Genomic DNA, 18,694 nt, shown 5'->3' with positions numbered 1-18,694 from the left:
GACGCCCGCACCGTCAGCCGTCGATCGGCTTGGCCCCGAGGATGTCCGCGAGCAGTTCGAGCGCGACCTCGTCGGGGTCCCGCCGGACGGACGGATCCGCGGGCTCGGCAGCCTCCGCCATCATTTCCTCTTCGTCCTCGGCGGTCACCGAGTCCGGAGTGGGCGGATCGAAGTCCATCGGCCCCGGATCGTGCGGGTAGTCCGGTTCGTCGGGCGGAGGAATGTCGTCGACGGGGGGACGCGAAGCGGGTTCGGGACGAGACTCCGGGGCTGACGCAGGCGCCGCCTGCGCCTGACTGGGCCGTGAGAACCTGGGAGCAGCAGCAGGTTTCGACTGCTGCGGACGCGCGGCCGCCCGCGCAGGTGCAGGTTCGTCCGCAGACCCCACCTGGCAGTCGACCGACCAGTCCACGCCGAACACATCGTGCAGCGCCTGCCGGATGACCTCTGCGTTTCGGGGCTCCGCGAGCCGCTTGGCCAGCGGCGCCGACGCGTGCACGAGCACCAGACGGCCGTCCCCCACCCCGCGCACCGATGCACCGGACAGCATCACCTCGACGGTGCGGCTTCGATCCCGGACCTTCGCCCGGACCTCCGACCACGCCGCCCGCACCGCTGCGGCGTCAGGCTCGTTGGCAGCCGCAGCCACCGCAGGCTCGGGCGCCGGGGGCGCTGCGGGTTCCGGCACCGGGGGCGCTGTGGGCTCGGGCACCGGGGGCGCTGTGGGCTCGGGCACCGGGGGCGCAGTGGGCTCGGGCGCCGGAGGCGCTGCGGGTTCGGGAGCCACGGAGACGTTCTCGGAAATCAGCTGCGGCTCAACGTCGTTTGACCTTGCCGCATCCGCACTCTCGGGCGAGATGGACTCCGCAGCAACGGGCGCCTCGGGCACCGCTACGTCCACCGACGGCATGTCCACCGGAACCTCGGGTTCGGCCGCCGCAGGCTCGGACGTCACGACGGCCGCAGGCTCGGGCGTCACCACGGGGTGGACCTCGGGCGTCGCCACCACGGGTTCGGGGGTCGGCGTGTTGGACACCGCAGGCACCGGAGCGGCGGGTTCCGCCGCAGCCACGGCGTCGTCCGCCTGCTTGCGCTGCGACGGGCGCTGGAACCGGGGTGCCGGACCGTCCGGAGCGGGAGGCGCCGCCGACGGGACCGCGGCAGCGGCCGGGACGTGGGCACCGGAGGCGACCACGCCGCCCTGCTCGAGCCGCTCGAGGCGTTGAAGGACGGCGGACTCGGCATCGGAGGCGGCAGGCAGCAGCATCCGCGCGCAGATCACTTCGAGCAGCAACCGCGGAGCCGTCGCTCCCCGCATCTCGCCCAGGCCGGCGTGCAGGAGTTCCGCATAGCGGGCCAGCGTGGCGGGACCGATCCGCTCCGCCTGCTCCCGCATCCGTTCGAGCACGTCACCGGGTGCGTCGACGAGCCCACGCTCACCCGCGTCGGGGACCGCGCGCATCAGGATCAGGTCGCGGATCCGTTCCAGCAGGTCGACGGCAAAACGGCGCGGGTCATGACCGGCGTCCATCACCTTGTCGACGGTGCCGAACAGGGCTGCCCCGTCGCCGACGGCAAGCGCGTCGACAGCCTCGTCGATCAACGCGACATCGGTGACGCCGAGGAGCGAGAGCGCACGCGGGTACGTCACGCCCTCGTCGCCCGCACCGGCGAGGAGCTGGTCGAGCACGCTGAGCGAGTCGCGCGGCGAGCCCCCGCCTGCCCGGATGACCAGCGGATACACCGCGTCCTGCACCGAGACCTGCTCCTGCACGCAGATCTTCTCCAGGAGCCCGCGCATCGTGTTCGGCGCGAGCAACCGGAACGGGTAGTGGTGGGTGCGCGACCGAATCGTCGGCAGCACCTTCTCCGGCTCGGTGGTCGCGAACACGAAGATCAGGTGCTCCGGCGGTTCCTCCACGATCTTGAGCAGGGCGTTGAAGCCCTGCGTGGTGACCATGTGCGCCTCGTCCACGATGAAGATCCGGTAGCGCGACTCGGCGGGCGCGTAGAAGGCGCGGTCGCGCAACTCGCGGGTGTCGTCGACGCCGCCGTGGCTCGCGGCGTCGAGCTCGATCACGTCGAGGTTGCCCGGACCACCCGGACCGAGGGCGACGCAGGAATGGCACGTCCCGCACGGAGTCGAGGTGGGCCCCTGCACGCAGTTGAGCGAGCGGGCGAGGATGCGCGCGGAGGACGTCTTACCGCAGCCACGCGGACCGGAGAACAGGTACGCATGGTTGATGCGTCCGGCGTCGAGGGCGGTGCTCAGGGGCTCGGTGACGTGCTCCTGCCCGACCACCTCCGCGAAGGTCGCCGGTCGGTACTTCCGGTAGAGGGCCACGCCGTGAGGGTACCGGCGAGCACCGACATCGGGCCCGTCCCCCGCCGGGCACCCGCTGCGCCGACTCCGTTTCGAGGGCGTGAACGATCCGTTCACGCCCTCCGATGCTCGCAAAGTCCAGCGTGTGAGAAAGGCGAAACAATCACGCAACACCACTGCAGTGCCGGTGAAACCCGAGCAGACCATCGTCGCTTGCGGTATACGAGCGAGCCACCGACAGGAGCACAACGTGAACGCGATCGACACCGGCGACACCGCCTGGTTGCTGGCGAGTACCGCACTTGTCCTGTTGATGACGCCGGGACTGGCGCTGTTCTACGGCGGCATGGTCAGGTCCAAGGGTGTGCTCAACATGATCATGATGAGTTTCGTCGCGATCGCGCTGGTCACGGTGGTGTGGCTGGTCGTCGGATACACCCTCGTCTTCGGCGACGACATCGGCGGCGGGCTCCTCGGTGGACTCGAGCACATCGGGATGGCGGGCATCGGCCCCGACACCGTGCACGGCACCGTCCCCGAGCTGCTGTTCGCCACGTTCCAGCTCACCTTCGCGATCCTCACAGCTGCCCTGATCAGCGGTGCGATCGCGGACCGCGCCAAGTTCTCGTCGTGGATGGTGTTCGTCCCCGTGTGGACCCTGCTCGTATACGTCCCCGTCGCGCACTGGGTGTGGGGACCGGACGGCTGGATCGCCGCCTTCGGCGCCCTCGACTACGCGGGCGGTCTCGTCGTCGAGATCGTGTCCGGCGCGTCCGGCCTGGCGCTCGCCCTGGTGCTCGGCAAGCGGATCGGGTTCGGCACCGAGCCGATGCGCCCGCACAACCTGCCGCTCGTGCTGCTCGGTGTCGGACTGCTGTGGTTCGGCTGGTTCGGCTTCAACGCCGGATCCGCCCTCGGCGCCAACGGCACCGCCGCGGCCGTCTTCGTCAACACCCTCGTCGCGGGCTGCACCGGCATGCTCGGCTGGATGGTCGTCGAGCAGCGCCGCGACGGCCACCCGACCACCTTCGGCGCCGCGTCCGGCGTCGTCGCGGGCCTGGTCGCGATCACCCCGTCGTGCGGGTGGGTCACCGTCCTCGGTGCCGCGGTCGTCGGTCTGCTCGCCGGTGTCGTCTGCTCGTTCGCCGTCGGCTGGAAGTTCCGGTTCGGGTACGACGACTCCCTCGACGTCGTCGGCGTGCACCTCGTCGGCGGCATCGTCGGCACTCTCGCCATCGGCCTGCTCGCCGCCCAGATCATGACGAACGGGGCCGAAGGCCTGCTGTACGGCGGCGGGCTCACCCAGCTCGGCAAGCAAGCGCTGTGCGTCGTCGTGGTCGGCGGATACGCGTTCGGCGTCACCTATCTGCTCGGCAAAATGATCGACCGGACGTTCGGATTCCGCGTCACCGCCGACGAAGAGGCCGGTGGCATCGACCTCGCGCTCCACGCCGAGTCCGCCTACGAGCACGCCGTCCTCGCCCACGGCAATCCCGGATCGCACGGACCCTTCGGCGGCCACACGGGCCTGTTCCCGCCGCACCGCGACGAGGACCGGCAACGCCGCGATCCCGACAGCGACGACTCCACCGCACCCGGCAACGCGTAGCTGTGGGTTAACCGGCGCCGGTCCGCTACCATCCGCGGGGGTCCGGTCCCGGATCCCGCACACCCCGCAGCCAGGACCGACGATGACCACGACACTCACCGCCGCCGACCCCATCCCGGACGACGCCGCGCCGGCGCCCGAACAACTCGGGCCCCCACGCCGATTCGCGGCACTGCACCCGGTCGGGCTCAGCGTCGCACTGCTCTTCTTCGTGTGGTCGATGACGCCGTCGCTCCTGCCTCGGGTCTGGTATCTGCAGGCCGTCGCGACCGGCATCAGCGTCGCGATCGGCTATGGGCTCGGGTGCGCCGCGGCGTGGGTGGTCCGCAGGTGCGGTGTGTCCCCGAACTTCTCGGATCGGACGCGACGCATCGGCTGGTGGTCGCTGGCCGCGGTCGCCGCCGTCACCGTCCCGACCTTCCTGGTTCTCGGGTCGTGGTGGCAGCAGATCGTCCGCGACCTCGCCGGTGTCGAGCGCATCAATCGCGCCAACTACCTGCTCATCCTCGTGCTGTCCCTGGCGGTCGCCGTTCTCCTCCTCGCCGCCGCGCGCGGCATCCGGCGCGGTACCCGAGCCCTCACCCGCGTCGGCTCGCGGTACGTCCCCGCGCCGATTGCTCGGCTCGTCGCCGTCGCCCTCGTTGTCGTCGTTGGGATCTTCGCCGTGAACGGTCTGGTGTACCGGGGGCTGATCGGCCTGGCGAACCAGTCCGCTGCCGCCGCCGACCAGAGCACCGCGGACGGTGTGGAGCCGCCGCAGGCACCGGAGCGCTCCGGATCGCCCGCGTCCGCCCAGCCCTGGGACACCCTCGGCCGGGAGGGCCGGACCTTCGTCGCGGGCGGGCCGACCGCCGAGCAGATCACCAGCGTCACAGGGCGTCCCGCACTCACCCCGATCCGCGTGTACGCGGGTCGCGAATCCGCCGACAACGTGGACGACGCCGCCGATCTCGTGGTCGCGGAACTGGAACGCACCGGGGCATTCGACCGGTCCGTCGTCGCGGTCGCGACGACCACCGGACGCGGGTGGGTCAATGCCCGCGTCGCGTCCGCCCTCGAGTACACCACCGGCGGCGACTCCGCGATCGCGGCGATGCAGTACTCCTTCCTGCCCAGCGCACTGTCGTTCATCGCCGACCGCGAGACCCCACCCCAGGCCGGCCGGGCACTCTTCGAGGCGGTCGAGCGCGCACTGGCGGAACGCCCGGAGGAGTCCCGCCCGAAGCTCGTCACATTCGGAGAGAGCCTCGGATCATTCGGCGGTCAGGGCGCTTTCAGCGGCGCCCCGGACATGCTTGCCCGCACCGACGGCGCGCTGTGGGTCGGTACCCCGAACTTCGCCCCGCAGTGGTCGTATCTGACCGCACACCGCGACTCCGGTTCGTTCGAACGGCTTCCCGTGATCGACGGTGGTGAGAACGTGCGGTTCGTGGCGTCGGCAGCCGACCTCGAGTTGGCGGGCGCCCCGTGGGGTGATCCGCGAATCGTCTACTGGCAGCACGCATCCGACCCGATCACCTGGTGGTCGTTCGACCTGCTGCTGAACAAGCCGGACTGGCTCCGCGAACCGCTCGGCGACGACGTCGACCCCGGCATGAGGTGGATCCCGTTCGTGACGTTCTGGCAGGTCACCCTGGACATGGTGTTCTCCGCCGATGTCCCGCCCGGTCACGGGCACACCTTCGGGGCCGATGCCGCCGACATGTGGGCCGCGATCCTGCAGCCCGAGGGCTGGACCGCCGACGACACCGCCCGCGTGCACACCGTCATCCAGGACGGGCTGCCCGAATAGCGGATACGTCCACACACCTTTTCACCGTCACACACGGGTTTTGCACGCCGAAACCCCATGTGCATGCTTGAAAAGGTGTGTGGACGCCGCGACTTTTAATCAGGACCTTCGCGGCCCTGGCGGCTGCCTTCGCTGCCTTCTTATACTCACCGACATGTGCCAAGGTCTGGCTGTCGACGACGTCTGCCGTCCTCGAGTACTTCGCGACACTGGCGCGTTGATAATCCGCCTGAAGTGGAATTACATCTTGGCGAGCAATTCCTCAACATCCAGAACCGGAGCCTGCCGAAGGTGGGTCCTCAGCTGCGCTGCAGTAAGTGGCTTAGATGTCCCAGCCTTTCCTGTCATTCTCCACACCCACTTCCCCGAGTCAATGTCAAGGTTATTCAATCCACGATGAAGGCGGACGTCCGAGTATTCACTGAGAGCAAGAACATAGGCTTCATACTTGGTGCCGGCGCGATGTTGATCAGAGATCGATGATTGGACGAGGTGCGCAAACCGGAGATCAACCAACCGGGCTAGTATCTCATAACCCGGAGATGACTTCTGAGAAAAATCGACTTTGAAGTACGTGTGCTTCGCACCCTTAATTTGCGTCGACATCACTTCTAGCGCTTGTACGAGCGCCGCTGATTCGACTGAATCTACGTCCTGCTCCAAGTCGCGCTTCTTTCTTCGCGCAGACGTTCCCGCAGCTCCCGCGACATCTTCTTTGCCAATCTCAGCTGCCTGAGCTCGTTTCTCTCGAGCAGCCACAATTGACCCGGCAAGAAGATTTAGATAGTCGCGCGGAACACCACCCGAAGCCAACACGAGACGGCCGAGCGCCTCCGGCTTTGCAATTCTGAACCGTGTACCAGCAGTCTCCGTATATGTAGCCAATACCGACTCAAGGAACTTCTGCGCGGCGGCGGGATTTTCCAGGGTCACATCAAGGTCAACAGTTGACGCATCGTGAGGTACCTCAAGGCCAATCCGCGATGAATGCTCGAATAGTCGAGTCAATCTCTCAATTGTCGCCACCTTGATCCAGCCATCACAGTCACGTAGCATCCCCGCAATATAGTCCAAAAGCTGAGGCTGGCCGGCAGAAGGGAATAGATAATAGTCATCAATGAAGACGAAGAGTTTAAGAATATCCGGGCGCAGAATCGAACGTAGAACCTTATTGATCTCAGCAATTAGATCCGTGGCCGCCGCCCCAGACCCAGCGGGGCCCTTTAGCCGTGCCAGCAGGTCGTCCAGCCTTCCGATGTAGTGCGACTCACTTGAACCCACGCGCTGCACCAATGCCTGCAGAACAGCGTCTGCGATGACGCCAAAGCCTGATATGGCATCTTCACTACGCAAGGTGTGCGCGTTGATCCAGACCGCAACGTGACCCTCTTCCTGGACGAGACGCTTTGCCTCAAGAAGTAGTGCGGTCTTTCCAACCCCGCGTCGACCGTAGACCACGTGGTGCCGCGACGCGGCGATCGCAGGAAGGCTGGCGCGGGGATCCTCCATATAGCGCAGGCTGGGAACTGCATCCGAGGTCCGTGAACGCGCCTCAAGCAACTGAATCAGTCGGTCGACTGACTTATCCGACAAGCGACCGCCACCCGATGATGCATCCTCGGGAGCATCTTCACGCCTTTCCGCTCGGAATATTACCGTCACAGGGTCCGCGCTGCTGGATTGTCCTTCGACGAGGCGCCTCTCGATACTACCGGCCAGGCTCTGCCCCGCCGCAATCTCGGATTCAGAAACAAAGATAATGACCCAATGCTCTCCGGGAAATTCTCGCTCCTCCACCCGAATTATCGAGATTCCAGCCTCGTCCAGCAGCGGCTGGAATCTTTCAATTGATACCGAAGTCACCCTTAGACCAGCCCTTCCGAAAGCGCATAATCATTGCATGCAACCGTGAAATCTGAGGCAATTACCGCCAACCCGCGAGCATCGCCAGACCAATCGGCGATCTTTGTCGGATAGAGGTCATAATCAGCCTCATTTCTTATTAGTCGGGCAAATTTCAGATCCTGCACCCATCTCGCCCTGCCATCAAGATTGGTTGGGAGATGGTTTGGCAGAACGGAGTGTCCTTGATGGTCGTCGCCTTTCGAATCGGCAAAGACGACGGCCCGAGCCGCATGATACATGGCGTAATAATGTCGACTAATCGAGGTTCGGTACTCACCGCGCCCTAGGAGAATATCACCATTGCGAAGATGATATCCCGCAAGCTGAAGCCTATCGGAAACAATTTGCTGAATTAGCTCGGACACCCGGAAGCTTCGGCCAATCATTGGCGGCATAGCCGCAAGTCTTGCAGCTTTCGCTCCTGCGATATCTAGCAACAGACGATCGGTAACACTCCTGCTCGGCACTGCACCCCCATCGTTTCGAAAACCCGACATTTATACCATGCGCTATAGGCGGTCAACAATGGACTTGGGCGAAGGGTAATCCAGTTCCCGTAGCAGGGCCTCGCGGGGCAGTAGGACCGCATCGACGACCCAGTCGCTTCGCGTCAATTCCAAACTGGGTCTGTAGCTTGGCCTCTGTCAGGCAACGGCAGAGCCGTCAATCTACTTCTCCTTGGCGGCCTTGGCCGCAGCCTTCGCGGCCTTCTTGAACTCGCGGACCTCGGCGAGCGTCTGGTCGTCGACGACGTCCGCGATGGACCGGCGCGACCCGTCCTCCCCGTACGCGCCGGCCGCCTCGCGCCAGCCGGGGACCTGAACCCCGATCTGCTTCCCCAGCAGCGCGAGGAAGATGCGCGCCTTCTGGTCGCCGTACCCGGGCAACGCCTTGAGGCGCTTGAGCACCTCCTTGCCGTCCGGGTCGCCCTCCGTCCAGATGGCCGTGGTGTCACCGTCGTAGTGCTCGACGAGGAACCGGCACAGGTCCTGAACACGCTTGCCCATCGACCCTGGGAACCGGTGCACCGCGGGCGGTGTCGCACAGATGGCCAGGAACGCCTCCTCGTCCATCTCCGCGATCGTGTGAACGTCGAGGCCGCCAAGCCGCTCGTCGAGCTTGCGGGGTCCCGCGAATGCCACCTCCATCGGGATCTGCTGGTCGAGCAGCATCCCGATCAGCAGGGCGAGCGGATTCGATGCGAGCAGGGCGTCGGCGTCGGGATCTCCAGCGAGGTGCAGCGTGAGGGACATGCCCTCGATTCTGGCACCCTCGGAAAGATTCGGCGTCCCCCGGAACAATCGGGCAACCTCGACCGTTGACTGTCGGTACGCCGTACGGAAAAGGGGAATGCATGACGACACCGCACGAGGAATTCGACCGACAGCTCCAGGTCCTGACCGATCTCGGCTACCCGACCCTGACCGGGCTGAGCCCGACCGACTTCACCGCCACCCTCCAACCGCTACGCGATCTGACGTCGAGCGCACCCGCGGAGCAGGGCGAGGACCACATCCCGTTCGTGCTCGTCGTCGCGCGGACCGCGACCGGAACGCCGGTCGACGCCCACACCGCGATGGGCCACACCGCCCTTGGCACCCATCGCGGCTTCTCCGACATCGATGCCGACGACCTCGCCCGGTTCCGGCCCGTCGAATCCGTGGCGATCCCCGGCGGCCTCGGCTACCTCCTGCACGACATCGACACCGGCAGCGCCTACCTCAACGTGACGCCCGCCGACGCGGCGGCATCGCTCGCTGCACAGGGCCGCACCGGACTGACCGTCGCAGAGGGAATCGCCCTGGTCACCGCGCGCCCCGACATGCTGCGCAAGAACAAGTGCTTCTCACTGCTCGCGTCGCGGTGCGGCGACAAACGCGTACCCGCACTGTGGATCAGCCAGCGCAGGCCGAAACTCGGCTGGTGCTGGAACGGAAACCCGCACACATGGCTCGGATCCGCCTCCGCGGGCGCCCGCGTGGGGCTCTGACCCCGGGACGGTCAGGCGTCGCCCAGTGCCGCCTCGGTCGCGGCGAGCAGCACGCAGGTGGCGACGCCGTCCATCGCGGTCTCCAGATCCGCGAGTGACGGGAAGCTGGGCGCGAGCCGGATGTTGGTGTCGTCCGGGTCCGTGGAGTACGGGAACGCGGACCCGGCCGCCGTCAACGCAATACCGGCGTCCTTCGCCAACGCGATGACCCGCTTCGCGGTACCGGGCACGACGTCGAGGCTGATGAAGTAGCCACCCTTGGGCTCGGTCCACGACGCGATCTTCGACGGTCCGAGGCGGTCCTCGAGGATCCGCAGCACCGCGGCGAACTTCGGCGCCAGGATGTCGCGGTGCTTGGCCATGTGGGCGCGGACACCGTCGGCGTCACCGAAGAAACGCAGGTGACGAAGCTGGTTGACCTTGTCCGGTCCGATGCTCTTCTTGCCCAGATGCTTCTGGTACCAGGCCAGGTTCGCGTCGGAGGCACCGAAGAAGCTGACGCCTGCGCCGGCGAACGTGATCTTCGACGTCGACGCGAACACGTACGGACGGTTCGGGTTTCCGGCCTCCGCAGCCATCCCGAGGACGTCGTACGCGGGCGCGAACTCCTCGGTCAACGGGTGCACCGCGTAGGCGTTGTCCCAGAAGAGACGGAAGTCGGGGGCGGCGGTCGGCATCGACACGAGAGCGCGCACGACCTCCTCCGAGTACACGGCGCCCGTCGGGTTCGCGTACGTCGGCACGACCCACATGCCCTTGATCTGGGGATCGTCCGCGACGAGGTGCGCGATCGCGTCGACATCCGGTCCGTCGGGGCGGATCGGGACCGGGATCATCTCGATACCGAACGACTCGGTGATCGCGAAGTGCCGGTCGTAGCCCGGTGCGGGGCACAGGAACTTGATCTTCTCCTCGCGGCCCCACGGACGCGGCGAATCGGCGTTCCCGTGCAGCAGGGAGAACACGACCAGGTCGTGCATGATCTCGAGGCTCGCGTTGTTGCCCGCGAGCAGGTTCGCGACGGGGATGTTCAGCAGCTCTCCGAAGATCGCGCGCAGTTCGGGGAGTCCGGCCAATCCGCCGTAGTTGCGGACGTCGGTTCCGCTGCCGTCGCGGTGATCTCCCTCACCGGGCAGGGACAGCAGCGCTTCCGACAGGTCCAGCTGCTCGGGCGCCGGCTTGCCTCGCGTCAGGTCCAGGGTCAGCTTCTCGGCCTTGAGCTGCGCGTACTTCTCGGACTGCTGCTCGTGCTCGGAACGGAGTTCCTCGTGGCTCATCAACCCAAGTTGGGTTTGGGTAGGCATCCCGAACAGACCTTTCACACCGAAGCGGCGAGGGCGGAACTCGAAAAATAAGGGGACCCCGCGCACCCGGCAGAGCCCATTGACCCTTGCTGCCTTCCGGCCCTGGGGGAGTTCACAGGATGCGCGCCGCGCGGGATCCAGTGCCGAGTGTAGCGATCCCTTCGGCGACAGTCACAACCGGGCGGCCAACACCCCCCGTTTTCGTACTTGGGTGGGTGAGCCGGTATGCTCGCCCACGGAGGATTCGCCTAGTGGCCTATGGCGCTCGCCTGGAACGCGGGTTGGGTTAACGCCCTCAGGGGTTCAAATCCCCTATCCTCCGCCACACGATGGCCCCCGATCTTCGGATCGGGGGCCATCGTCGTTTCCGGTGCGGTGCCGCGACATCGGGACGATCGCGGCGCAGGATGAGGTCATGACCGACACCTCCGCAGTCGCCGACCGGTACCGTCGCCTCGCCAACCATCTCGCCGACACCGTCGCCGCGGTGCCCGCCGACCGGTGGGACTCGACCTCCCCGTGCGAGGGGTGGACGGCCCGCGATGTGCTCCAGCACGTGATCGACGTGCAGTCCATGCCGTTGACCCCCGTCGGACTGTCCCTGCCGCCTGCACCCGCTGTCGACGACGACCCGCTGGGTGCGTGGACCGCGACGCGTGACGCGGTCCAGGCCATCCTGGACGATCCGCGGCACGCGAACCTCGAGTACGACAGCAGCATGGGCCGCACCACCGCCGCAGCTACCTTCGACGCGTTCATCTGCTTCGACCTGGCGATCCATCGGTGGGACATCGCGCGCGCCACGGGTGCCGACGAGACGATCCCCGCGGAGGAACTCGCCGCGGCCGCAGCACTCGCGGACCGGATGGGCGACATGATCCGCTCGTCCGGCGTCTGCGGCCCGGTCGTCGAGGTCCCGGCGGACGCCGACGAGCAGACCCGGGTTCTCGGACGGCTCGGTCGGCGCGCCTGAGCGATCGTCGAGTGCGCGCCGGGTGCGCACTCGACCAGTGACTAGGGTGAGCGGCATGGGTGACGGCGGCGCGGGACGGTTCGCGCCGAGCCCTTCCGGTGACCTCCACCTGGGCAACCTGCGCACCGCGCTGCTGGCATGGTTGTTCGCCCGAACCACCGACCGCGCGTTCCTGATGCGCGTCGAGGACCTCGACCGGGTACGACCCGGCGCCGAGGAGCGACAACTCGCCGACCTCACCGCGATCGGCCTCGACTGGGACGGCGAGGTCGTGCACCAGTCACAACGCCTCCCCGGCTACGCCGCCGCACTCGACACACTCGTCGCGGCAGGCCGGACATACGAATGCTTCTGCACCAGAAGGGAAATCCAGGAGGCAGCCACCGCACCACACGGCCCGGACGGCCACTACCCGGGCACGTGCCGGAACCTGACGGACGAGCAGCGGCGGGCGAAGCGGGACTCGGGTCGTCCGCCCGCGATCCGACTGCGCGCCGACGTCACCGACTTCACCGTGGACGACCTCCTGCACGGCCGGTACAGCGGACTCGTCGACGACGTGGTGTTGCGCCGCGGCGACGGGGTGCCCGCCTACAACCTCGCGGTCGTCGTCGACGATGCGGCGCAGGGCGTCGACCAGGTCGTGCGCGGCGACGACCTACTCGGATCGGCGCCGCGGCAGGCGTACCTCGCGTCACTCCTCGGACTCCCCGTTCCCGTGTACGCGCACGTGCCTCTCGCGCTGAACTCCGGCGGTGCGCGTCTGGCGAAACGCGACGGGGCCGTCACCCTCGCCGATCAGGCCGACCTCGGCCGCGACCCGGACATGGTCCGCGGCATCCTCGCCGCGTCGTTGGGGCTGGCCGCACCGGGCGAGGCGCCCTCGACAGCCGAGCTGCTGCACCGTTTCGACCCCGCGTCGCTGCCGCGCGTCCCCTGGGTGTTCGTCGGCGCGTGAGCCCCGGTGGAACGGACCGTCCGACACGGCCCGCTTCGCCGTGTAATCGTCGTGTGTTCGACGTAGGGTCGGCCCGTCACAGTTATCCCGCACTGGCAGTCACGACATCCGCACGACGAAGGTGAAGCACGTGAGCGAGAACCCGCCGCCCGGAACGCCGGACCCACAGCGCCCGCAGAATCCCCCGCAGCCGCCCCCGGTCCCCGGTCAGCCTCCGAACTACCCCCCGCCCGGGGGTGGCGGGTATCCGCCTCCGCCGCCCGGGGGTGGCGGGTATCCGCCTCCGCCGCCCGGGGGCGGTGGGTATCCGCCTCCGCCGCCCGGTTACGGCCAGCCGCCCGGGTCGATGCCCGGCGGTTATCCGCCTCCGCCCGGCTACGGCGCTCCGCAGCCCGGTGGGTACCCGCCCCCGCCCGGCAGCGGCTACCCGCCCCCGCCGAATGGCGGCTACGGCGCTCCGATCCAGTCCCCGCCCGGCTTCGGCGGCCCGAACGGTACGCCGCAGCTCACTGTCGGTGACGCCCTCGGTTACGCCTGGAACAAGTACAAGGCCAACGCCGGGGTGTGGATCGGCATCCTGTTCATCGCGCTGATCATCAGCCTCGCCGTCAGCGCGATCTTCACCGACTGGGGCTCGATCGGCGACGCGGACAGCGCGTCGTTCTCCGACTCGTTCGACTTCAGCGTGTGGGGACTCATCGGCCGCATCGTCACGACGGTGGTCAGCTACCTCATCTCGGCCGCGTTGATCCGCGGTGCTCTGAACGAACTCGACGGCAACCGGCCCGGTTTCGGCGCGTTCTTCCAGTTCAGCAATGTCGGCGCCATCATCATCGCGAGCTTCCTCGTCGGCATCATGACCGGCATCGGCCTGATCCTGCTGATCATCCCGGGCATCATCATCGCGTTCCTGACCTGGTGGACCCTGGAATTCGTGATCGACCAGGATCAGGACGCGATCACCGCGATCAAGTCCAGCTTCGGTGCGATTTCCCAGCACGTCGGTCCACTGCTGCTGCTGGCCCTCGCATGTGTCGGCCTCAACATTGTCGGAGTGCTGCTGTGCGGCCTCGGACTGCTGGTCAGCATCCCGCTGACGATCATCGCGTCCACCTACGCGTACCGGGTCGTCGTCGGCGGGCGGGTCGCCCCCTGACAGAGTCGTCCACGACCGCGTAGTCGGGCGCGAACCCACTCCGGGTTCGCGCCCGACGTCGTTTCGGTGCTTGGATGGCCGACGTGACAGCATCAGAGCAGGTCGATCAGCAGCCCGAGCACGCCACCTTCGCGCACGTCGCGCGCGGCTACTACCCGACGTTCGTGTCCCTGTTCACCGCGGTGCTGCTCATCTCCAACATCTGCGCGACGAAGGGCGTCGCGTTCTTCCCCGAACTCGACGTGACCGTCGGCCCGCTGCAGATCCTGCCGATCATCACCGACGGCGGATTCTTCCTCTTCCCACTCGCCTACATTCTCGGCGACGTCCTGAGCGAGGTGTACGGCTTCAAGGCCACCCGCCGCGCCATCTACCTGGGCTTCGGCGCACTGATCCTGGCATCGGGGTGCTTCTGGATCCTGCTCGAGCTGCCGTCCGCCGAGTTCTACGAGAACCAGGCCTCGCTCGAAGCCGTGGTCGGGGTGTACCCGAGACTGCTGCTCGCCGGCCTCGCGGGCTACCTCGTCGGACAGCTGCTGAACTCGCTGGTCATGGTCGCGATCAAGGAGCGGACCAAGGAGAAGTACCTGTGGGCGCGGCTCATCGGATCCACCGTCGTCGGTGAGTTCGCGGACACCTTGATCTTCTGTGCGATCGCCGCCGGAGCCATCGGCATCAGCACCTGGGACGACTTCGTCAACTACCTGCTCGTCGGGTTCCTCTGGAAGACCCTCGTCGAGGTGCTGGTCATGCCCATCACCTACCGCGTCATCGCGTACGTCAAGAAGCGCGAACCGACGTACGTCCTGGCCGGCTGACGTCGCCGACGGTCGCGAACACGGCCCGGGCCGGTCGCGGGACGGTCAGTAGCCGCCGTTGATGCCGACGACGACGAGGCCGACTACCAGGATGAGGAAGAGTGCGACCCACGCACCGCCGACGACGATCCCCGCGATCGCCAAACCTCGCCCCTGCTGACCGGTCTGCTTGATCTGGTTGAGCGCGATGATGCCGAGGATGATCCCGACGATCGCGGAAAGCCCGTAGAGGAACCCGAAGCAGGACGTGACCAGCGACCCGATCGCAAGGCCGTTGGTACCGGTGACCATCGGGGCCTGCGGATACGCGCCGTACGGTGCAGCGGGCGGCATCGGGTAGCCGGGCGCCTGGCCATACGGCTGCTGCGGCGCGGGGTACTGCTGCTGCGTCTCGTACGGCTGGGCCCCGTACGGCTGGGCCCCATACTGCTGAGCTCCGTACGGCTGGGCGCCGTACTGCTGAGTCCCGTAGGGCTCGGTCCCGTAGGGCTGAGCCCCGTACGGCTGTGCCGGGTACGACGGCAGCGGCGGATTCGAAAGCTCCGGCGCAGGTGACCCGGCACCTTCCGGCTGCTGCCCCCACGGATTACCGGCGTCGCCGCCGCTGCTGGTCGTCATGCCGCCGATCGTAGCCACCCTGCGGCGCGGATCGGACGCCCGCCACGGTCAGGCGCGGGCGGTGGCGTAGAAGCTGCTGAGCGTCTGCGAGCGCAGGTCGTCGAAGTACCCGCCGTCGATGCTGTCGCGGATCCGGTCGACGAGGCGAATGGTGAACCGCTCGTTGTGGATGGTCGCGAGCGTCGAAGCGAGCATCTCCTTCGCCTTGAACAGGTGGTGGATGTACGCGCGCGAGTAGTTGCGGCAGGTGTAGCAGTCGCAGTTCTCGTCGATCGGGTCGAAGTCCCGCCTGAACCGGCTGGTGTTGATGTTGAACCGGCCGTTCTCCGTGTAGATCGCGGCGTTGCGGGCGACCCGGGACGGGTTGACGCAGTCGAAGGTATCGGCGCCGTTCTCGATCGCGGTGAACAGGTCGTCGGGTTCGCTGATGCCGAGCAGGTGCCGCGGCTTGTGCTCGGGCAGTTCCTCGTTGCACCAGCGGACGATGGTGCCGAGGTTCTGCTTCTCCAGCGCGCCGCCGATGCCGTAGCCGTCGAAGCCGCGGCCCGTCTCGCCGACGATCGACTCCAGTCCGCGGCACGCCTGCCTGCGCAGGTCCTCGTACTGCGCGCCCTGCACGACGCCGAACAGCGCCTGGTACGGCCGGTGAGTGCGCTGCGCGGTGAGGCGTTCGTGTTCGGCGATGCACCGCACCGCCCACGCCTGCGTCCGCTGCACCGACTCCTCCTGGTAGGCGCGGGTGTTGAACAGTGTGGTCAGTTCGTCGAACGCGAAGATGATGTCGGCGCCAAGCTGATGCTGGATGCCCATGGACACCTCGGGGGTGAACCGATGCCGGGAACCGTCGCGGTGGGACTTGAACGTGACCCCGTCGTCGTCGACGTGCGCGAGCCGTTCCTTGCCCACGGCGATGACGTCGTCGGACTGCACGCCCACGGCTTCCATCGCGAGCACCTTCTTGAACCCGACACCGAGCGACATCACCTGGAAGCCGCCGCTGTCGGTGAACGTCGGCCCCGACCAGTTCATGAACCGGCCCAGACCGCCCGCCTCGTCGACGACGTCGGGACCCGGCTGCAGGTACAGGTGGTAGGCGTTGGCCAGCACTGCCTGCGCGCCCGCCTCGCGGATGGTTTCCGGCAGCACCGCCTTCACGGTGGCGTTGGTGCCGACCGCGATGAACGCGGGCGTCGCGATGTCGCCGTGCGGGGTGTGGATGGTGCCGGTGCGACCGAGCTGACCGGGAATCCGGGTCCCGACCGTGAAGAACGGGTCGTTCGGCGCCGGAACCGGTGCGTCGTCGTTGCTGCTCACGCCGTCCATCCAAGCAGGCCCGGTCACGCCTGCACCTGGGCCGGTCCGGTGAACTGGCTGTGATACAGCTCCGCGTAGGCGCCGTCCATCTCCAACAGGCGTGCGTGGGTTCCCTGCTCGACGATGTGCCCGTCCTCCATCACGACGATCACGTCGGCGTCGCGGACGGTGGAGAGTCGGTGCGCGATGACGAAGCTGGTGCGGTCGCTGCGCAGCGCCGCTGTCGCATGCTGGACGAGCACCTCGGTGCGGGTGTCGACGGAGCTGGTGGCCTCGTCGAGGATGAGGATCGACGGATCGGACAGGAAGGCGCGGGCGATGGTGATGAGCTGCTTCTCACCCGCACTGATGTTGTTGCCCTCCTCGTCGATGACGGTGTCGTAGCCCTTGGGGAGGGTGCGAACGAACCGGTCGACGTGGCTCACGCGCGCCGCGGCGATGATCTCGTCCTCGGTGGCCCCGGGGCGTCCGTACGCGATGTTGTCGCGGATCGTGCCGCCGAACAACCACGTGTCCTGCAGGACCATTCCCATGCGGGATCGCAGGTCGTCGCGTGTCATCGTCGAGATGTCGACACCGTCGAGCAGGATGCGTCCGGCGTTCACCTCGTAGAACCGCATCACCAGGTTCACCAGTGTCGTCTTGCCTGCACCGGTCGGGCCGACGATCGCGATCATCTGCCCCGGCCGCACGATCAGGTTCATGTCGTCGATCAGCGGCGTGTCCTCCTTGTACCGGAAGGACACGTCCTGGAACTCGACCAGACCGCGGTTCGTCGCCGGGGTGGCAGCCTCCTCCGGATCGGGTGACTGCTCGTCCTCGTCGAGCAACTCGAACACCCGCTCGGCGGACGCGACACCGGACTGCATCAGGTTCATCATCGAGCTGACCTGCGTGATCGGCGCCGTGAACTGGCGCGAGTACTGGATGAACGCCTGCACGTCACCGAGGCTCATCGTGCCGGACGCGACCCGCATGCCGCCGATGACGGCGATGGCCACGTAGTTCAGGTTGCCGAGGAACATGACGGCAGGCTGGATGAGGCCCGAGATGAACTGCGCCTTGAACGCCGAGTCGTAGAGGTTGTCGTTCTTCTCGTCGAACGAGGCACGGACCGCGTCCTGCCTGCCGAATGCCTGCACCAGATCGTGGCCGGTGAACGTCTCCTCGATCTGCGCGTTGAGTGCGCCGGTGTTCTGCCACTGCGCGACGAAGTGCTTCTGGGAGCGTTTGGCGACGAACGTGGTGACCAGGATCGACGCGGGCACCGTCAGCACCGCGATCAGCGAGAGCAGCGGCGAGATCCACAGCATCATGCCGAGGATGCCGATCACCGTCAGCACAGCCGTGAGCAGCTGGTTGACCGTCTGATTGACCGTCTGGGAGACGTTGTCGATGTCGTTGGTGACACGGGAGAGGATCTCGCCGCGCTTGGTGGTGTCGAAGTAGGACAGCGGCAGGCGGTGCAGCTTCGCCTCGACGTCGGCGCGGAGCTGACGGACGGTGCCCTGCACGATGTTGTTGAGCAGGTACGCCTGCAGCCAGGAGAACCCGGAGGCGAGCACGAACAGCACGAGGATCAGCACGAGAACCTCGGACAACGCCGTCCAGTCGATCCCGCTGCCGGGGACGACGTTCATGCCGGACACCATGTCGGCGAACGTGTCCTGACCCTGCGCTCGGAGCGCGTCGACGGCCTGTTCCTTCGTCAGGCCCTCCGGCAGCTGCCTGCCGATCATGCCGTCGAAGATGATGTTGGTGGCGCGGCCCATGATCTTCGGGCTGACGACGCTGAACACGACGCTCAGGGTCGCGAGCAGCATGACGATCCCGACCTGGAACCGGTGCGGCCGCAGGCGCCGCAGCAGTCGCCGCATCGACGGCACGAAGTTGAGGGCCTTCTTACCCGGCATCGCGGTGGCACCGCCCGGCAT

Annotated in this window: 15 protein-coding genes, 1 tRNA gene and 1 other RNA gene; 8 read left to right on the top strand and 9 right to left on the bottom strand. The window is 67.1% G+C overall.

Translation table 11 applies throughout. The features are described 5' to 3' along the window. Positions 1-13: 13 nt before the first annotated feature. Positions 14-2,344: a DNA polymerase III subunit gamma and tau gene (locus RHCRD62_RS24550; protein ID WP_050067373.1), complete on the bottom strand. Its 2,331-nt coding sequence runs from the start codon at positions 2,342-2,344 to the stop codon at positions 14-16. A gap of 229 nt (positions 2,345-2,573) precedes the next feature. Here RHCRD62_RS24550 and RHCRD62_RS24545 point away from each other — a divergent pair, with 229 nt between their 5' ends. Then, positions 2,574-3,932, top strand: a complete 1,359-nt coding sequence (locus tag RHCRD62_RS24545) for an ammonium transporter (RefSeq protein WP_050067372.1) — start codon at positions 2,574-2,576, stop codon at positions 3,930-3,932. Between the two features lie 82 nt (positions 3,933-4,014). Beyond that, positions 4,015-5,724 carry an alpha/beta hydrolase gene (locus RHCRD62_RS24540; RefSeq protein ID WP_172671132.1) on the top strand — a complete coding sequence of 570 codons (1,710 nt, stop codon included), beginning with the start codon at positions 4,015-4,017 and terminating at the stop codon, positions 5,722-5,724. Positions 5,725-5,964: 240 nt separating this feature from the next. On the opposite strand, the gene RHCRD62_RS25660 is transcribed toward RHCRD62_RS24540, so the two are convergent. The 3 genes from RHCRD62_RS25660 to RHCRD62_RS24535 all read right to left on the bottom strand — a co-directional run bounded on the left by RHCRD62_RS25660 (position 5,965) and on the right by RHCRD62_RS24535 (position 8,882). Beyond that, the gene (locus tag RHCRD62_RS25660) at positions 5,965-7,587 is read right to left on the bottom strand and encodes an ATP-binding protein (protein WP_157051056.1); all 1,623 of its coding nucleotides are present in this window, start codon (positions 7,585-7,587) and stop codon (positions 5,965-5,967) included. Between the two features lie 2 nt (positions 7,588-7,589). Continuing rightward, positions 7,590-8,096 (bottom strand): HEPN domain-containing protein, encoded by a 507-nt coding sequence (locus RHCRD62_RS25655; protein ID WP_172671131.1) that lies wholly within the window; start codon positions 8,094-8,096, stop codon positions 7,590-7,592. A 201-nt stretch (positions 8,097-8,297) separates the two neighbouring features. Then, positions 8,298-8,882 carry an HhH-GPD-type base excision DNA repair protein gene (locus tag RHCRD62_RS24535; protein WP_050067371.1) on the bottom strand — a complete coding sequence of 195 codons (585 nt, stop codon included), beginning with the start codon at positions 8,880-8,882 and terminating at the stop codon, positions 8,298-8,300. A gap of 101 nt (positions 8,883-8,983) precedes the next feature. On the opposite strand from RHCRD62_RS24535, the gene RHCRD62_RS24530 reads away from it, so the two are divergent. Continuing rightward, positions 8,984-9,619, top strand: a complete 636-nt coding sequence (locus RHCRD62_RS24530) for a DUF5701 family protein (protein WP_050067370.1) — start codon at positions 8,984-8,986, stop codon at positions 9,617-9,619. 11 nt (positions 9,620-9,630) lie between these two features. On the opposite strand, the gene RHCRD62_RS24525 is transcribed toward RHCRD62_RS24530, so the two are convergent. Together RHCRD62_RS24525 and ffs are read right to left on the bottom strand one after the other, a co-directional pair. Then, positions 9,631-10,923 carry an aspartate aminotransferase type Ic gene (locus tag RHCRD62_RS24525; RefSeq protein ID WP_050067459.1) on the bottom strand — a complete coding sequence of 431 codons (1,293 nt, stop codon included), beginning with the start codon at positions 10,921-10,923 and terminating at the stop codon, positions 9,631-9,633. A 46-nt stretch (positions 10,924-10,969) separates the two neighbouring features. Further along, positions 10,970-11,066: signal recognition particle sRNA small type (ffs, locus tag RHCRD62_RS25650), an RNA gene on the bottom strand. Positions 11,067-11,160: 94 nt separating this feature from the next. Between ffs and RHCRD62_RS24520 the strand changes: the two genes are divergently transcribed. The 5 genes from RHCRD62_RS24520 (at position 11,161) to RHCRD62_RS24500 (ending at position 14,828) form a co-directional block, all read left to right on the top strand. Then, a tRNA-Ser gene (locus tag RHCRD62_RS24520) sits at positions 11,161-11,248 on the top strand. 90 nt (positions 11,249-11,338) lie between these two features. After that, complete coding sequence (locus RHCRD62_RS24515) at positions 11,339-11,896, top strand: TIGR03086 family metal-binding protein (RefSeq protein ID WP_050067458.1); 558 nt, start codon at positions 11,339-11,341, stop codon at positions 11,894-11,896. A gap of 55 nt (positions 11,897-11,951) precedes the next feature. After that, positions 11,952-12,854 (top strand): tRNA glutamyl-Q(34) synthetase GluQRS, encoded by a 903-nt coding sequence (gluQRS, locus tag RHCRD62_RS24510; protein WP_050067369.1) that lies wholly within the window; start codon positions 11,952-11,954, stop codon positions 12,852-12,854. Positions 12,855-12,984: 130 nt separating this feature from the next. Next, complete coding sequence (locus tag RHCRD62_RS24505; RefSeq protein WP_050067457.1) at positions 12,985-14,010, top strand: hypothetical protein; 1,026 nt, start codon at positions 12,985-12,987, stop codon at positions 14,008-14,010. Between the two features lie 74 nt (positions 14,011-14,084). Continuing rightward, on the top strand, positions 14,085-14,828 hold the full coding sequence (locus RHCRD62_RS24500; protein ID WP_171018751.1) for a queuosine precursor transporter: 744 nt from the start codon (positions 14,085-14,087) through the stop codon (positions 14,826-14,828). A 45-nt stretch (positions 14,829-14,873) separates the two neighbouring features. Here the strand turns inward: RHCRD62_RS24500 and RHCRD62_RS26675 are convergent, their stop codons facing one another. The 3 genes from RHCRD62_RS26675 to RHCRD62_RS24485 are packed head-to-tail and all read right to left on the bottom strand — an operon-like array spanning position 14,874 to position 18,694. Continuing rightward, positions 14,874-15,446, bottom strand: a complete 573-nt coding sequence (locus tag RHCRD62_RS26675; RefSeq protein WP_050067368.1) for a DUF4190 domain-containing protein — start codon at positions 15,444-15,446, stop codon at positions 14,874-14,876. Positions 15,447-15,494: 48 nt separating this feature from the next. After that, on the bottom strand, positions 15,495-16,769 hold the full coding sequence (tgt, locus tag RHCRD62_RS24490; RefSeq protein ID WP_050067367.1) for a tRNA guanosine(34) transglycosylase Tgt: 1,275 nt from the start codon (positions 16,767-16,769) through the stop codon (positions 15,495-15,497). Between the two features lie 14 nt (positions 16,770-16,783). Beyond that, the gene (locus tag RHCRD62_RS24485) at positions 16,784-18,694 is read right to left on the bottom strand and encodes an ABC transporter ATP-binding protein (protein WP_050067366.1); all 1,911 of its coding nucleotides are present in this window, start codon (positions 18,692-18,694) and stop codon (positions 16,784-16,786) included.

Source organism: Rhodococcus sp. RD6.2 (assembly GCF_001040705.1).
Classification (GTDB): domain Bacteria; phylum Actinomycetota; class Actinomycetes; order Mycobacteriales; family Mycobacteriaceae; genus Rhodococcus_G.
Note: the sequence above shows the minus strand (reverse complement) of the source record. Positions and strands in the feature narration are given on the sequence as shown.

Bases quoted from the DNA above. Each gene is read 5' to 3' on its own strand.
- RHCRD62_RS24530 (WP_050067370.1), top strand. From the start codon at position 8,984: ATGACGACACCGCACGAGGAATTCGACCGACAGCTCCAGGTCCTGACC.
- RHCRD62_RS24525 (WP_050067459.1), bottom strand. From the start codon at position 10,923: ATGCCTACCCAAACCCAACTTGGGTTGATGAGCCACGAGGAACTCCGT.
- RHCRD62_RS24535 (WP_050067371.1), bottom strand. From the start codon at position 8,882: ATGTCCCTCACGCTGCACCTCGCTGGAGATCCCGACGCCGACGCCCTG.
- RHCRD62_RS24540 (WP_172671132.1), top strand. From the start codon at position 4,015: ATGACCACGACACTCACCGCCGCCGACCCCATCCCGGACGACGCCGCG.
- RHCRD62_RS26675 (WP_050067368.1), bottom strand. From the start codon at position 15,446: ATGACGACCAGCAGCGGCGGCGACGCCGGTAATCCGTGGGGGCAGCAG.
- RHCRD62_RS24500 (WP_171018751.1), top strand. From the start codon at position 14,085: ATGGCCGACGTGACAGCATCAGAGCAGGTCGATCAGCAGCCCGAGCAC.
- tgt (WP_050067367.1), bottom strand. From the start codon at position 16,769: ATGGACGGCGTGAGCAGCAACGACGACGCACCGGTTCCGGCGCCGAAC.
- RHCRD62_RS24485 (WP_050067366.1), bottom strand. From the start codon at position 18,694: ATGCCGGGCGGTGCCACCGCGATGCCGGGTAAGAAGGCCCTCAACTTC.
- gluQRS (WP_050067369.1), top strand. From the start codon at position 11,952: ATGGGTGACGGCGGCGCGGGACGGTTCGCGCCGAGCCCTTCCGGTGAC.
- RHCRD62_RS24515 (WP_050067458.1), top strand. From the start codon at position 11,339: ATGACCGACACCTCCGCAGTCGCCGACCGGTACCGTCGCCTCGCCAAC.